The organism is Limimaricola litoreus, from assembly GCF_024159025.1.
Lineage (GTDB): Bacteria > Pseudomonadota > Alphaproteobacteria > Rhodobacterales > Rhodobacteraceae > Limimaricola > Limimaricola litoreus.
In genome coordinates, this window is record NZ_JAMYXC010000074.1 from 1 (window position 1) to 13,110 (window position 13,110).

Here is a 13,110-nt window from a genome sequence, read left to right on the forward strand (position 1 = left end):
GGGCTTCGACCCAAGCGGGGCCGAGGCCGATGCCGTGCTCAACGCGGTGGCGCAAAGCGGTGCGGGGCTGGCATTTCTCGCGCTGGGCGCACCCAAGCAGGAGCGGCTCGCCGCGCGGGGGCGGGTACGACAGCCGCGCTTGGGCTTTGTCTCGATCGGCGCGGGGCTCGATTTCCTGGCCGGCACGCAGCCGCGCGCGCCGCGGCTGGTGCGTCGGCTGGCGCTCGAATGGTTGTGGCGCGCAGGCTCGGACCCGGCCCGGCTCGCCGGGCGCTACGCGCGCTGCGCCGCCATCCTGCCGGGTCACGCGGTCCGGGCCTTGCGGATGCGGCGCGACTGAGGACGGTTCCGCCCGCCTGCACAGACTGCCCTGTGCGCGCACGCGCGAAGATCGCCCGCGCCACGGGTTTCGCGCGCTTGGGCGGGGGGCTATCGTCGTGCCGATCTCGTGAAAGGTTTCCAGATGCCCCCCATCGTGTCGGTTCGCGATCTGACCAAGAGCTACGCCGGCGGTTTCACCGCCCTGGACGGCGTGTCGCTCGATATCGAGGAGGGCGAGATCATCGCGCTCCTTGGCCCCAACGGCGCGGGCAAGACGACGCTGATCTCCACCATCTGCGGCATCACCATGCCCTCGGGCGGCGCGGTCGAGGTCGGCGGCCACGACGTGGTGCGCGACTGGCGAAAGGCGCGCGACATGATCGGCCTCGTGCCGCAGGAGATCGCGCTGGAGCCCTTTTCGACCGTGTGGAACAACGTCCGCTTCACCCGCGGCCTGTTCGACCGACCACGTGACGACGCGCATCTGGAGCGTCTGCTGCGCGACCTGTCGCTCTGGGACAAGCGCGACGCCAAGGTGATGGAGCTGTCAGGCGGCATGAAGCGGCGCGTGCTGATCGCCAAGGCGCTGAGCCACGAGCCCAAAATCCTGTTTCTCGACGAGCCGACGGCCGGCGTCGACGTGGAGCTGCGCAAGGACATGTGGCGCGTGGTCGAGCGGCTGCGCGGCGAGGGGGTCACCATCATCCTCACCACCCATTACATCGAGGAGGCCGAGGCCATCGCCGACCGGATCGGCGTCATTTCCAAGGGGCGGATCATGCTGGTCGAGCGCACCGAGGAGCTGATGGCGCGGCTGGGCCGCAAGGAACTTCGGATCGAGCTTGCCGAGCCGGTGGCCGAGCTGCCGCAATCGCTGCGCCGCGAGGGGCTGGTGCGGGCCGAGGACGGATCGGCGCTGATCTACACCTACGACACCCATGCCGAGCGCACCGGCATCACCGCGCTTCTGGCCGACATCCAGGCGGCGGGGCTGCAGCTCACGGATCTCTCCACCAGCAACTCCAGCCTCGAAGAGATCTTCGTGGGCCTCGTCAAGGAGGACGCGGCATGAACCTCGGCGCCGTCACCGCGATCTACAAGGCCGAGATGGCCCGCTTCTTCCGCACCTTGCTGCAGAGCTTCATCTCGCCCGTCATCTCGACCTCACTCTATTTCGTGGTCTTCGGCTCGGCCATCGGCAGCCGCATGGACCGGGTCGAGGGGGTCGAATACGCGGCCTTCATCATTCCGGGGCTGATCATGCTCTCGGTGATGACGCAGGCCACCTCCAATGCCAGCTTCGCGATCTATTTCCCGAAGTTCATCGGCACGATCTACGAATATCTCTCTTCGCCGATCAGCTTTCTCGAGGTGACGCTCGGCTTCGTCGGCGCGGCGGCGACCAAGGCGCTGTTCATCGGCCTCGTGATCCTGGGCACCTCGTTCCTCTTCGTGGATTTCACCATCCTGCACCCGGTCTCGATGCTGGCCTTTCTGGTGCTGACCTGCATCAGCTTTTCGCTTCTGGGCTTCATCATCGGCATCTGGGCCAAGAACTTCGAGCAGCTGCAGCTCATCCCGCTTTTGGTGATCACCCCGCTGGTGTTTCTGGGCGGCAGTTTCTACTCGATCTCGATGCTGCCACCCGCCTGGCAGATCGTGACCCGCTTCAACCCTGTGGTCTATCTGATCTCGGGCTTTCGGTGGTCCTTCTTCGGGCAGGCCGACGTCTCCATCGGTGTCAGCCTCGCGGCGATCGGGCTGTTCACCGCGATCTGCCTCGGGATCATATGGCTCATTTTCCGCACTGGCTGGCGTATCCGCTCCTGACCTTGTGATGGGGCCGGGCGGGGCCTAGATGTCTGGGCATGATGAACTGGCTGCCGCTCCGCTCCAGGGGCCCCCTCGTTTCCGTGATCCGCCTGCAGGGCGCGATTGGCGCCACAGGCGCCGGCCTGAGCGACGCGGGCACCGCCGCGATGATCGAAAAGGCGTTCAAGCGCGGCAAGCCCGCCGCCGTCGCCATCGAGATCAACTCTCCCGGCGGCTCGCCGGTGCAATCGGCGCTGATCGCCGCGCGCATCCGCAGGCTCTCGGAGGAAAAGAACATCCCCGTCATCGCCTTCGTCGAGGATGTGGCCGCCTCGGGGGGCTACTGGCTGGCGGCGGCGGCGGACGAGATCATCGTCGACCGCGGCTCGATCATGGGCTCGATCGGCGTGATCTCCGCGGGCTTTGGCGCGCATGAGCTCCTGGCGCGCAACGGCGTCGAGCGGCGGGTGCACACGGCCGGGAAATCCAAGAGCTTCCTCGACCCGTTCCGCCCCGAAAAGCCCGAGGACGTGGCCCGGCTCGAAGGCTGGCTCTCGGAGATGCACGACTATTTCATCGACCATGTGAAGAGCCGGCGCGGCGCCAAGCTCGCCGATGACCCGGATCTCTTCACCGGCGAGATATGGATCGGCGCGCGGGCGGTCGAAAAGGGGCTGGCCGACGGGATCGGGCATCTCGTGCCGGTGCTTAAGGCGCGCTTCGGCGACAAGCTGCGCCTGCGCCGCCATGCCCGCAAGCGGCCACTGCTGTCGCGCTTCGGCGCCGGGCTGGCGCAGGAGGCGCTGGGCGGCATCGAGGAGCGCGCGGGCTTCGCCCGTTTCGGTCTTTGATGCTGATCAAGATCGTCACCCTGTTTCTGGTGGGCATGATCCTGCTCGCCATGTTCGGAAAACTGCGGCTGCCCAAGGGGCGGGGGGCCAAGGGCCTGCTCGGGCGCGGCCGCTGCGCCGCCTGCGGGCGGCCGAGGATAGGCAAGGGGCCCTGCCCCTGTGGAAAGGACGGACTTTGATGGACTGGCTGTTGGTGGCGGCGGGGCTCGTGCTCCTCGTCTTCGCGGGGGATGCGCTGGTAAAGGGGGCGGTGAACCTCGCCCTGCGTCTCGGAATACCGGCGCTGATCGTGTCGCTGACGGTGGTGGCCTTCGGCACCTCCGCGCCCGAGCTGCTGGTTTCGATCGATGCGATCCTCAAGGGCACGCCGGGGCTCGCGCTGGGCAACGTGGTCGGCTCCAACGTCGCCAACGTGCTTCTGGTTCTCGGCGTCCCGGCGCTGATCACCACGCTGCACGCCAGTGGCGGGTCCGACACGCGGTCGAGCTTTCTGCAGATGATGGCGGCCACGGCCCTGTTCATGGCGCTGGCCTTCACCGGGGTGCTATCCTGGGGGGCGGGGCTGCTGCTGCTGGCGGCGCTGGCGGCGATGCTGCTCTATGCCGCGCGGGTGGCGCACAAGCACCGCAACGGCCGCACGACGGAAGAAGAGGTCGAGGGCGCGGACCCGAAGATGCGCGGCTGGAAGGTCGCGGCCTATCTGCTGGCCGGTGTCGTCGGCCTGCCCGTGGGGGCCGATCTCTTGGTGACCGGCGCGGTCTCGATCGCCGAGACCTTCGGCATTTCCGACACGGCGATCGGCCTGACCCTCGTCGCCATCGGTACCTCGCTGCCCGAGCTGGCCACCACCGTCATGGCCGCCATCCGGCGCGAGGCCGACGTGGCGATGGGCAACGTGATCGGTTCCAACATGTTCAACCTGCTGGGCATCATCGGCGTGGCGAGCCTCGTCGGGCCGATCCCGGTGGCCTCGGACGTCATGGGTTTCGACCTGTGGGTGATGCTGGCGGCCTCGCTGCTGCTGGTGCCCTTCGTCTACATGGGGCGCGACGTGACGCGCGGCTGGGGCGTGGCGCTGACCGCGCTCTATGTCGGCTACGGCGCGATGGTGCTGGCATGAGGGCGCGCGCACTCGTCACCGGCGCGGGCGCGCGGCTGGGCCGCGCCATGGCGCTCGACCTGGGCCGTCGCGGCTTTGACGTGATCGTCCATTACAACACCTCGCAAGGCCCGGCCGAGGAGGTCGTGGCCGAAATCCGCGCCATGGGCCGCGAGGCCCATGCTCTGGGGGCGGACCTGCTCGACGAGGCGGCGGTGCAGGGGCTGATCCCGCGCGCGGTCGAGGCCCTGGGCGGGCCGATCACCTGCCTCGTCAACTCGGCCTCGATCTTCGAATACGACGACATCGAAAGCGGCACCCGCGACAGCTGGGACCGGGCGATGGAAAGCAACCTGCGCGCCCCGGTGGTGCTGACCCAGAAAGTGGCCGAGGGCATCACGGAACCTGCGCGCGACGCGCGCGGCGAGCCCTTGGCCCAGGGCCTCGTGGTCAACATCATCGACCAGAGGGTGCGCAAGCTCACGCCCGATTTCATGTCCTACACCGTGGCCAAGATGGGGCTGTGGGCCTTTACCCGCACGGCGGCGCAGGCGCTGGCACCACGGCTGCGGGTCAACGCCATCGGCCCCGGCCCGACGCTGCAGGGCGCGAACCAGTCCGATGCGCATTACGCGGGCCAGCGCGCCAACACGGTGCTGCAGCGCGGCTCCAACCCCGAGGACATCTGCGCGGCGCTGGGCTATTTCATCGAGGCGCCGGGCGTCACGGGGCAGCTTCTCTGTGTCGATGGCGGCCAGCATCTCGGATGGCAGACGCCGGATATCCAGGGCCGCAACTGAACTTGCGCACAGCTCCCCACCGGTCGATCCATGGGCCGATCCACCGGGGCTGTGCGCAATCCATCCCAAAGCGGGAACACAGTGGATAAGCCGCGAATGGCAGGGCTTTCCCCAAGGAAAACAAGGATTTGATGGCTGCCCAATATTTGGGCGTTTCGATCAACCCCCTGACTTGTCACGGCTAATTCCCGCCGTCCCGCGGCTGCCCACATCCTTATCCCCAGAAACGGTGGACAGCTTTGCAGATGGCCTCGGGACACCTAGATTGCAGGGCCAATGCATGATGCCGATATGGACCGCATGACCGACACCCAGACCGATACGCCAAAGACCCCGCTGACCGGCCACGCGCTGATCCGTTCGCAGCTGCGGCTGATCGACGGCTCGCCGGGCGTCTACCGCATGCTCGATGCCGAAAGCCGCGTGCTCTATGTCGGCAAGGCGCGCAACCTGCGCGCCCGGGTGTCGAGCTATGCGCGCCCCACGGGCCATTCGGGGCGGATCGCGCGGATGATTCGCGAAACCGCCTCGATGATGTTTCTCACCACGCGGACCGAGACCGAGGCGCTGCTTCTGGAGCAGAACCTCATCAAGCAGCTCAAGCCGCGCTACAACGTGCTTTTGCGCGACGACAAGTCGTTTCCCAACATCCACATCTCGGATCACGATTTCCCGCAGATCGGCAAGCACCGCGGTGCCCGCAAGGGCGCGGGGCAGTTCTTCGGCCCCTTCGCCAGCGCGGGCGCGGTGAACCGGACGCTCAACCAGCTTCAGCGCGCGTTCCTCTTGCGCAACTGCACGGATTCGGTGTTTGAGGGGCGCACGCGTCCCTGCCTCTTGCACCAGATCAAGCGCTGCTCGGCACCCTGCACCGGCGAGATCAGCCGCGAAGATTATGCCGCGAGCGTGGCTGATGCGGTGCGCTTTTTGTCGGGCAAGTCGACGCAGGTGCAGGAGGTGCTGGGCCGCCAGATGGCCGAGGCTTCCGAGAACATGGAGTTCGAACGCGCCGCGGCGCTGCGCGACCGGATCCGGGCGCTGACGCAGGTGCAGACCGCACAGGGCATCAACCCGCGTGGCGTGTCCGAGGCCGACGTGATCGCGCTGCATGTCGAAGGCGGGCAGGCCTGCGTGCAGGTCTTCTTCATCCGCGGCAACCAGAACTGGGGCAACCGCGACTATTACCCCCGCGTTTCGGGCGAGGAGGATCCTTCGGAGGTCATGCAGGCCTTTGTCGGCCAGTTCTACGCCGACCGCGATCCGCCGCGGCAGCTGATCCTGAGCCATGGGCTCGACGATCCCGACCTGATGATCGAGGCGCTGAGCGAAAAGCTGGGCCGCAAGGTCGAGGTGATCGTGCCGCAGCGGGGCGAAAAGGCCGAACTGGTCGAGGGGGCGGCGCGCAACGCCCGCGAAAGCCTCGCGCGCAAGATGAGCGAGACCGCGACGCAAGGCAAACTGCTGCGCGGGCTGGCCGAGGCCTTCGGCCTCGACGAGCCGCCGCGCCGGATCGAGGTCTATGACAACAGCCACATCATGGGCACGGATGCCGTGGGCGGCATGATCGTCGCCGGGCCCGAGGGCTTTGAGAAGAGCCAGTACCGCAAGTTCAACATCAAGGGCACCGAGATCACGCCGGGCGACGATTTCGGCATGATGAAGGAGGTGCTGACCCGCCGCTTCGCGCGGCTCCTCAAGGAGGACCCGAACCGCGAAAGCCCGGCCTGGCCCGACCTTCTGCTGATCGACGGCGGCGCGGGGCAGGTCAGCGCGGTGCAGGAGATCCTCGACGAGATGGGCATCGACGACGTGGCGATGATCGGCGTTGCCAAGGGCGTCGACCGCGACCACGGCAAGGAAGAGTTCTACCGCACCGGCCTGCGCCCCTTTGCCCTGCCGCGCAACGATCCCGTCCTCTACTTCGTCCAGCGTCTGCGCGACGAGGCGCACCGCTTCGCCATCGGCACGCACCGCGCCAAGCGCGCCAAGGCCGTGGGCGCCACCCCGCTCGACGAGATCGCGGGCGTGGGCGCCACGCGCAAGCGCGCGCTTCTGGCGCATTTCGGCTCGGCCAAGGCGGTAAGCCGCGCCAACCTCGCCGATCTCAAGGCGGTGCAGGGCATCTCGGAAAGCCTCGCGGAGAAGATCTACGGCCATTTCCACGAAAGCGGCTGACCGCGCGGGGTCTGTTTCATCTTTCGACACATACGCATGGCGCGCCGCCGCGGCCGCGCGCCCGGTCAAACCGTCATGCCATGCGTATTCGAAGAAAGATGAAAAGGCAGGGCGGCCGGCAGAATGGCAGCGCGGCTATGGCAAGACCGGGGGGAGCGCGCTATCTCTTGGCGCATGACATGGACCCTGCCCAATATTCTCACCGTCCTGCGGCTTCTGGCGGCTCCCGGCGTCGCGGTGATGTTCCTCTTTTTCCTGCGGCCATGGGCCGACTGGTTCGCGCTGGTGCTCTTCGTGACCGCCGCCGTGACCGATTTTCTCGACGGCTACCTCGCCCGCGCCTGGAAGCAGGAATCGAAGTTCGGCGCGATGCTCGACCCCATTGCCGACAAGGCGATGGTGATCATCGCGCTTCTGGTCATCACCGGCTTTTCGGGCATGAACCCGTGGATCCTTTTGCCCGCGACGCTGATCCTGTTTCGCGAGGTCTTCGTCTCCGGCCTGCGCGAGTTTCTCGGTGCCAAGGCCGGGCTTCTGAGCGTCACCAAGCTTGCCAAGTGGAAGACCACCGCGCAGATGGTCGCCATCGCGGTGCTGTTCTCGACCGGTGCCTTCGAGCATTACTTCGTCATGGAAAGCTTCGGCATGGACGAGACGATGATCGATTCGATCCTCTCGGGCGGTACGCCGGACGAGTTGGGGCTGACCTGGAAATACTGGGGCATGATCATCAGCTGGTGGGCGGGCATCGTGCTGTTGTGGCTCGCCGCGATCCTGACGCTGATGACCGGCTGGGATTACTTCTCCAAGGCGCTGCCCTTCCTGCGCGATGCGCCCGCGCCCGAGCCGGGCAAGAGCCGCGCGCCATGATCGAGATCGTCTATTTCGCATGGGTGCGCGAGCGGATCGGCCTGCCGCGCGAACGGATCGAGACCAAGGCCGCCACGGTGGCCGAGCTGGTAGAGGAGCTGCGCGCCCGCGAGGAGCGCTATGCCGCGGCCTTCGCGGATGTTTCGGCGCTGCGCGTGGCGCTCGACCAGGAGCTGTCGGAGTTCGACGCCGCCCTGTCCGGCGTGCGCGAGGTCGCCTTCTTTCCGCCGATGACCGGCGGCTGAGGGGGCGCGGGCATGAAGATCAGCGTGCAGGAGGGGCCGTTCGACGCAGGCGCCGAGCTCGATGCCTTCAGCCACGGGCGCCAGGAGGTCGGCGCGGTGGTGAGCTTTACCGGCATCGTGCGCGACCGCGAGGGCGGGCTGATCGCCATGGAGATCGAGCATTATCCGGGCATGACCGAAAAGGCGATCGGGGAGATCGCCGAGCAGGCCCGCGCACGGTGGAACCTGGCCGATCTCGTGGTGATCCACCGGTTCGGATCGCTGCCCGTGGGGCAGCCGATCATGATGGTGGCCACGGCGGCACTGCATCGCCGGGCAGCCTTCGAGGCGGCGGAATACCTGATGGACTACCTCAAATCGCGCGCCCCCTTCTGGAAGAAGGAGGTGACGCAATCGGGCGCGCATTGGGTCGAGGCGACGCCCGAGGACGAGGACGCGCTCTCGCGCTGGTAGCGGCTTTCACCTCGTCTTAAGCGGTGTCGCCCATCCTGTCGCGCATCGCCGCAGACGAAGGTCCGCCATGCCGCCCACGACCGATTCGCCCACCGATCCCTTCGCGCAGGCGCAGGCGCTCGACCTTGCCGACATCCCGTGCATGGTGCGCGAGGCGCTGGCCGAGCGGCGCACCGAGCTGGCCTACCAGCCGGTGATGGTGGCCGCGACCGGCGCCACCGCCTTTCACGAGGGGCTGATCCGGCTGCGCGATCATGCCGGGCGGCTGCTGCCGGCGCGGCATTTCCTGCCGGGCGTGGAGGAGACGGCGCTGGGGCGCGACCTCGACCGCGCCGCCCTGCGCGAGGGGCTGGAGGCGCTGCGCCGCGCGCCCGGCCTGCGATTGTCGATCAACATGTCGGCCCGTTCGATCGGTGACGGGCGCTGGCGGCGGACGCTGTTCGACGGGCTCGGGCGGGGCCCGGGCATCGGCGAGCGGCTGATCCTCGAGATTTCCGAAAGCTCGGCCATGACCCTGCCCGAGGTGGTCTGCCACTTCATGGCCGAGATGCGCCCGCGCGGCGTGAGCTTCGCGCTCGACGAGTTCGGTGCGGGCCAGACCGCCTTTCGCCACCTGCGCGATTTCCTCTTCGACCTCGTCAAGATCGACGCGCATTTCGTGCGCGGCATCGAGGAGGACCCGGACAACCAGGTGCTCTGCGCCGCGCTGGTCGCCGTGGCGCGGCAATTCGGCATGGCCAGCGTCGCCTGCGGCGTGGAGACCGAAAAAGAGGCGGAGCGGCTCGCCGGGATCGGCGCGGAATGCCTGCAGGGTTATCTGTGGGGCCGTCCGGCGCGCCAGCCCCGGCCCGCGGCGCGAATGCCGTTGCCCTGAGGATCGAGGCTGCTAGGCTCGGCTCCGATCCGGAAGCCCGGCACGTGCCGGCCCGTCTGTCAGGGAGAGTTTCATGACCAATGTCGTAATCGCTTCGGCCGCCCGCACCGCCGTGGGCAGCTTCGGTGGCGCCTTCGCCAACACGCCCGCGCATCAGCTCGGCGCCGCCGTGCTCGAAGAGGTCGTCAGCCGCGCCGGTGTCGACAAGTCCGAGGTAAGCGAGACGATCCTCGGCCAGGTGCTGACCGCCGCACAGGGCCAGAACCCGGCGCGCCAGGCGCATATCCTCGCCGGTCTGCCGCAGGAGGCCGCGGCCTGGGGCCTCAACCAGGTCTGCGGCTCGGGCCTGCGCGCCGTCGCACTCGCCGCGCAGCACATCCAGCTCGGCGATGCCAGCATCGTCTGCGCCGGCGGGCAGGAAAGCATGTCGCTCGCTCCCCATGCCCAGACGCTGCGGCAGGGTCAGAAGATGGGCGACATCAAGCTCACCGACACGATGATCAAGGACGGCCTGTGGGACGCCTTCAACGACTACCACATGGGCACCACGGCCGAAAACGTGGCCACCCGCCACCAGATTACCCGCGAGATGCAGGACGAATTCGCCGTCGCCTCGCAGAACAAGGCTGAGGCCGCGCAGAAGGACGGGCGCTTCAAGGACGAGATCGTCCCCTTCACCGTCAAGACCCGCAAGGGCGACATCACCACCGATGCCGATGAATACATCCGCCACGGCGCCACCATCGACGCCATGGCCAAGCTGCGCCCGGCCTTCTCCAAGGAGGGCAGCGTCACCGCCGCCAATGCCTCGGGCCTCAACGACGGCGCCGCCGCGACGCTGCTGATGTCGGTCGAGGAGGCCGAGCGCCGCGGCATCAAGCCCCTGGGCCGCATCGCCGCCTATGCCACCGCCGGTCTCGACCCGGCCTACATGGGCGAGGGGCCGATCTATGCCTCGAAGAAGGCGCTCGAAAAGGCCGGCTGGTCGGTCGAGGATCTCGACCTGATCGAGGCGAACGAGGCCTTTGCCGCGCAGGCGCTCGCGGTCAACAAGCAGATGGGCTGGGACCCGGAGAAGGTGAACGTCAACGGCGGCGCCATCGCCATCGGCCACCCGATCGGCGCTTCGGGCGCGCGCGTGCTGGTGACGCTGCTGCACGAGATGCAGCGCCGCGACGCTAAGAAGGGCCTCGCCACGCTGTGCATCGGCGGCGGCATGGGCGTGGCGCTGTGCATCGAGCGCGACTGAGATGAGCGACTGGACCGCGCCCCGCCAACTCGTCTTCTCGGGGGGCGGTCTGCGCTGTTTCTGGCAGGGGGGCTTCATGGAGGTCCTCGGCCAGCACGCCGATATCGCGCCCGAGCGCGTCGCCGGGGTTTCTGGCGGCGCGCTCTCGGCGGCCACGCATGTCGCGGGGCGCGAGCGCAAGCTGCTCGACGCGATGTGCGACGCCTTCGAGGCGCAGGAGAGCAACCTCTTCGACCGCGAGAAGGGCGGCATCAGCCCGCATCAGCGGATCTATTGCGAGGTCGTGTCGCGGGTGCTCAACGAGGAGGCGGCCCACAGGGTCGCCGAAGGCCCGCAGGTGCAGATCCTGATCGCGCATCCGCCCTCTTCCGGGCTGCCCAAGCTCAGCGGCGTGGCCGCGACCGTGGCCTATGAGGCCGAGCTGCATCTGGTCAACTCGCCGCATTTTTCATGGGCGGCCAAGCTCGGCCTCGATTGCAGCCTCGTCGATGCGCGCGACGCCGCGCGCGAGGGGCGGCTCGTCGATCTGGTCTGCGCGGCGGCGGTGATCCCGCCGGTGTTCGAGCCGCCCGACTGGGACGGGCGCCCCGTCGTCGATGGCGGCATGGCCGATCAGGCGCCGATGCCCGAGCCCGACGAGGGCGAAACGCTGGTGCTTCTGACACGGCGCTACCGCAAGTTGCCGCAGGTGCCGGGGCGGCGCTACGTGATGCCCTCGGACGAGACGCCCGCCGACAAGATCGACTTCACCGATCCGGGCAAGCTGCGCTGCACCTGGGAGCAGGGCGCGCGGGACGCAAAGGCCTTTTGCCAGGAGGTTGGGCTTGCTTGACCTCACGTGATGCGAAAGGGTCAAAGGAGACCAATTCGCAGCGCGAGGGAGAGCTAGAATGGCAAGAACGGCATTGGTGACAGGGGGCAGCCGCGGCATCGGCGCGGCGATTTCCAAGGCGCTGAAGGCGGAAGGCCACACCGTGGTGGCAACCTATGCGGGCAACGACGAGAAGGCGCGCGCCTTCACCGAGGAGACGGGCATCGCCACCTACAAGTGGGACGTGGGCGATTACGAGGCCTGCAAGGCGGGCATCGCCAAGGTCGAGGAGGAGCACGGGCCGGTCGATATCCTCGTCAACAACGCCGGCATCACCCGCGACGCGCCGTTTCACAAGATGACGCCGCAGCAATGGCGCGAGGTGATCGACACCAATCTCACCGGCCTGTTCAACATGACCCATTGCGTCTGGCCCGGCCTGCGCGCGCGCAAGTTCGGCCGAGTCGTCAACATCTCTTCGATCAACGGTCAGAAGGGCCAGTTCGCCCAGGCCAACTACGCCGCCGCCAAGGCGGGCGACATCGGCTTCACCAAGGCGCTGGCGCAGGAGGGCGCGCGCGGCGGCATCACCGTCAACGCGATCTGCCCGGGCTACATCAACACCGAGATGATGAGCACCATCCCTGAAAAGGTGATGAACGACGTCATCCTGCCGCAGATCCCGGTCGGGCGGCTGGGCGAGGCGGAGGAGATCGCGCGTTGTGTGGTGTTCCTCGCCTCCGAGGATGCGGGCTTCATCACCGGCTCGACGCTTTCGGCCAATGGTGGGCAGTACCTCGCCTGACGGCCGCCGGGGGCGGGGGCTTCGGCCCTTGCCCCCCGCTGAAAGCGGAACCCCGTTTGGCACCCTTGAATAAAGCAGCGCCCGTCGCATGAGCGGCGGGCGCTTTTCGGAAAAAAGGGTATGTCACGAGGAGTGGACCCCAAGGGGGCCGCGCCGGGAGCGGGTCCCGGCATGGGGTCGCCCTAGTGCGGGCTGAGTCGCGTGATCTCTTCCTTCAGCATGAGCTTGCGCTTCTTCATTTGCGCGATTTCGATGTCGCTGGTGGCAGGCGACCTCTGCGCCATCTCCACTTCCTGCGAAAGCGATTGGTGTTTCCGGCGCAGTTCCTCCAGATGCGATGTCAGGCTCATAGGCTGTCTCCTGTGTCTGGTTGCGACAAGACCAGTCGAGCACGGTTTTACAATTCTGTCACCTGCGAGATGCGACGCATTTGTCCTTTCTCGCGACGATGCGCGAAATCCTGCGCAATCCTGTAGGTCAGACGCGCAAGATTTCTCCATGGCGCAGGATTCCTTCGGCCTCCGGTGTGAAATCGGCGGCGTCCGACAGGTGCCGCGCCCCGGCATGGAGCACCAGCGGCGCGGCGAGTCGGAAGGCGGCCCGCCCGCCCTGCCGCGCGGTGACGATCACCCGTTCCGCATCGCGCCCAGCGCGCGAGACCAGCGGGCGCGGATTTCAGGCAGGTCGTAGGTCCTGCGCTTGTCCTCGGGAAAGCCGATCGGCCAGAGCCCGCGTTCCGCATCAT

General features: G+C 67.6%; 17 protein-coding genes. 15 read left to right on the plus strand and 2 right to left on the minus strand.

Annotation, left to right across the window (positions count from 1 at the left end; translation table 11 throughout):
- The 15 genes from NHG85_RS05565 to phbB form a co-directional block, all read left to right on the plus strand.
- Nucleotides 1-340 (plus strand): WecB/TagA/CpsF family glycosyltransferase (locus NHG85_RS05565; RefSeq protein WP_253330582.1); only part of this gene is annotated, 340 nt, incomplete at its 5' end.
- Nucleotides 341-463: 123 nt separating this feature from the next.
- Entirely contained in the window at nt 464-1,393 is a 930-nt protein-coding gene (locus NHG85_RS05570) for an ABC transporter ATP-binding protein (RefSeq protein ID WP_253330584.1), read from the plus strand.
- Complete coding sequence (locus NHG85_RS05575; RefSeq protein ID WP_253330586.1) at nt 1,390-2,151, plus strand: ABC transporter permease; 762 nt, start codon at nt 1,390-1,392, stop codon at nt 2,149-2,151. Before NHG85_RS05570 ends, NHG85_RS05575 begins: the two co-directional genes overlap by 4 nt.
- A gap of 38 nt (nt 2,152-2,189) precedes the next feature.
- A complete protein-coding gene (locus NHG85_RS05580; protein WP_253330588.1) occupies nt 2,190-2,984 on the plus strand; it encodes a S49 family peptidase in 795 nt (264 codons plus the stop codon).
- Nucleotides 2,984-3,163, plus strand: a complete 180-nt coding sequence (locus NHG85_RS05585; RefSeq protein WP_253330590.1) for a hypothetical protein — start codon at nt 2,984-2,986, stop codon at nt 3,161-3,163. The genes NHG85_RS05580 and NHG85_RS05585 overlap by 1 nt, the downstream gene beginning before the upstream one ends.
- Nucleotides 3,163-4,104 carry a calcium/sodium antiporter gene (locus NHG85_RS05590; protein WP_253330592.1) on the plus strand — a complete coding sequence of 314 codons (942 nt, stop codon included), beginning with the start codon at nt 3,163-3,165 and terminating at the stop codon, nt 4,102-4,104. The genes NHG85_RS05585 and NHG85_RS05590 overlap by 1 nt, the downstream gene beginning before the upstream one ends.
- Complete coding sequence (locus NHG85_RS05595; protein WP_253330594.1) at nt 4,101-4,883, plus strand: SDR family oxidoreductase; 783 nt, start codon at nt 4,101-4,103, stop codon at nt 4,881-4,883. The genes NHG85_RS05590 and NHG85_RS05595 overlap by 4 nt, the downstream gene beginning before the upstream one ends.
- Nucleotides 4,884-5,174: 291 nt before the next feature.
- On the plus strand, nt 5,175-7,058 hold the full coding sequence (uvrC, locus tag NHG85_RS05600) for an excinuclease ABC subunit UvrC (protein ID WP_253330607.1): 1,884 nt from the start codon (nt 5,175-5,177) through the stop codon (nt 7,056-7,058).
- Nucleotides 7,059-7,232: 174 nt separating this feature from the next.
- On the plus strand, nt 7,233-7,928 hold the full coding sequence (gene pgsA / locus NHG85_RS05605) for a CDP-diacylglycerol--glycerol-3-phosphate 3-phosphatidyltransferase (RefSeq protein WP_253330595.1): 696 nt from the start codon (nt 7,233-7,235) through the stop codon (nt 7,926-7,928).
- Nucleotides 7,925-8,173, plus strand: a complete 249-nt coding sequence (gene moaD / locus NHG85_RS05610) for a molybdopterin converting factor subunit 1 (RefSeq protein WP_253330597.1) — start codon at nt 7,925-7,927, stop codon at nt 8,171-8,173. Before pgsA ends, moaD begins: the two co-directional genes overlap by 4 nt.
- A 12-nt stretch (nt 8,174-8,185) precedes the next feature.
- Complete coding sequence (locus NHG85_RS05615; RefSeq protein ID WP_253330599.1) at nt 8,186-8,626, plus strand: molybdenum cofactor biosynthesis protein MoaE; 441 nt, start codon at nt 8,186-8,188, stop codon at nt 8,624-8,626.
- A gap of 67 nt (nt 8,627-8,693) precedes the next feature.
- Complete coding sequence (locus tag NHG85_RS05620; RefSeq protein WP_253330600.1) at nt 8,694-9,500, plus strand: EAL domain-containing protein; 807 nt, start codon at nt 8,694-8,696, stop codon at nt 9,498-9,500.
- Between the two features lie 73 nt (nt 9,501-9,573).
- Nucleotides 9,574-10,749 (plus strand): acetyl-CoA C-acetyltransferase, encoded by a 1,176-nt coding sequence (locus NHG85_RS05625; RefSeq protein ID WP_253330601.1) that lies wholly within the window; start codon nt 9,574-9,576, stop codon nt 10,747-10,749.
- 1 nt (nt 10,750) lies between these two features.
- The gene (locus NHG85_RS05630; protein ID WP_253330603.1) at nt 10,751-11,581 is read left to right on the plus strand and encodes a patatin-like phospholipase family protein; all 831 of its coding nucleotides are present in this window, start codon (nt 10,751-10,753) and stop codon (nt 11,579-11,581) included.
- A 58-nt stretch (nt 11,582-11,639) separates the two neighbouring features.
- Entirely contained in the window at nt 11,640-12,365 is a 726-nt protein-coding gene (gene phbB, locus NHG85_RS05635; RefSeq protein WP_253330605.1) for an acetoacetyl-CoA reductase, read from the plus strand.
- 182 nt (nt 12,366-12,547) lie between these two features.
- Here phbB and NHG85_RS05640 read toward each other — a convergent pair whose 3' ends face one another.
- Entirely contained in the window at nt 12,548-12,715 is a 168-nt protein-coding gene (locus tag NHG85_RS05640) for a YdcH family protein (RefSeq protein WP_099276505.1), read from the minus strand.
- 127 nt (nt 12,716-12,842) lie between these two features.
- A complete protein-coding gene (locus tag NHG85_RS05645; RefSeq protein ID WP_370362976.1) occupies nt 12,843-12,995 on the minus strand; it encodes a hypothetical protein in 153 nt (50 codons plus the stop codon).
- Nucleotides 12,996-13,110 lie beyond the last annotated feature (115 nt).

Bases quoted from the DNA above. Each gene is read 5' to 3' on its own strand.
- NHG85_RS05580 (WP_253330588.1), top strand. From the start codon at position 2,190: ATGATGAACTGGCTGCCGCTCCGCTCCAGGGGCCCCCTCGTTTCCGTG.
- NHG85_RS05615 (WP_253330599.1), top strand. From the start codon at position 8,186: ATGAAGATCAGCGTGCAGGAGGGGCCGTTCGACGCAGGCGCCGAGCTC.
- phbB (WP_253330605.1), top strand. From the start codon at position 11,640: ATGGCAAGAACGGCATTGGTGACAGGGGGCAGCCGCGGCATCGGCGCG.
- pgsA (WP_253330595.1), top strand. From the start codon at position 7,233: ATGACATGGACCCTGCCCAATATTCTCACCGTCCTGCGGCTTCTGGCG.
- NHG85_RS05595 (WP_253330594.1), top strand. From the start codon at position 4,101: ATGAGGGCGCGCGCACTCGTCACCGGCGCGGGCGCGCGGCTGGGCCGC.
- NHG85_RS05575 (WP_253330586.1), top strand. From the start codon at position 1,390: ATGAACCTCGGCGCCGTCACCGCGATCTACAAGGCCGAGATGGCCCGC.
- uvrC (WP_253330607.1), top strand. From the start codon at position 5,175: ATGGACCGCATGACCGACACCCAGACCGATACGCCAAAGACCCCGCTG.
- NHG85_RS05630 (WP_253330603.1), top strand. From the start codon at position 10,751: ATGAGCGACTGGACCGCGCCCCGCCAACTCGTCTTCTCGGGGGGCGGT.
- moaD (WP_253330597.1), top strand. From the start codon at position 7,925: ATGATCGAGATCGTCTATTTCGCATGGGTGCGCGAGCGGATCGGCCTG.
- NHG85_RS05625 (WP_253330601.1), top strand. From the start codon at position 9,574: ATGACCAATGTCGTAATCGCTTCGGCCGCCCGCACCGCCGTGGGCAGC.
- NHG85_RS05585 (WP_253330590.1), top strand. From the start codon at position 2,984: ATGCTGATCAAGATCGTCACCCTGTTTCTGGTGGGCATGATCCTGCTC.
- NHG85_RS05640 (WP_099276505.1), bottom strand. From the start codon at position 12,715: ATGAGCCTGACATCGCATCTGGAGGAACTGCGCCGGAAACACCAATCG.
- NHG85_RS05620 (WP_253330600.1), top strand. From the start codon at position 8,694: ATGCCGCCCACGACCGATTCGCCCACCGATCCCTTCGCGCAGGCGCAG.
- NHG85_RS05570 (WP_253330584.1), top strand. From the start codon at position 464: ATGCCCCCCATCGTGTCGGTTCGCGATCTGACCAAGAGCTACGCCGGC.
- NHG85_RS05590 (WP_253330592.1), top strand. From the start codon at position 3,163: ATGGACTGGCTGTTGGTGGCGGCGGGGCTCGTGCTCCTCGTCTTCGCG.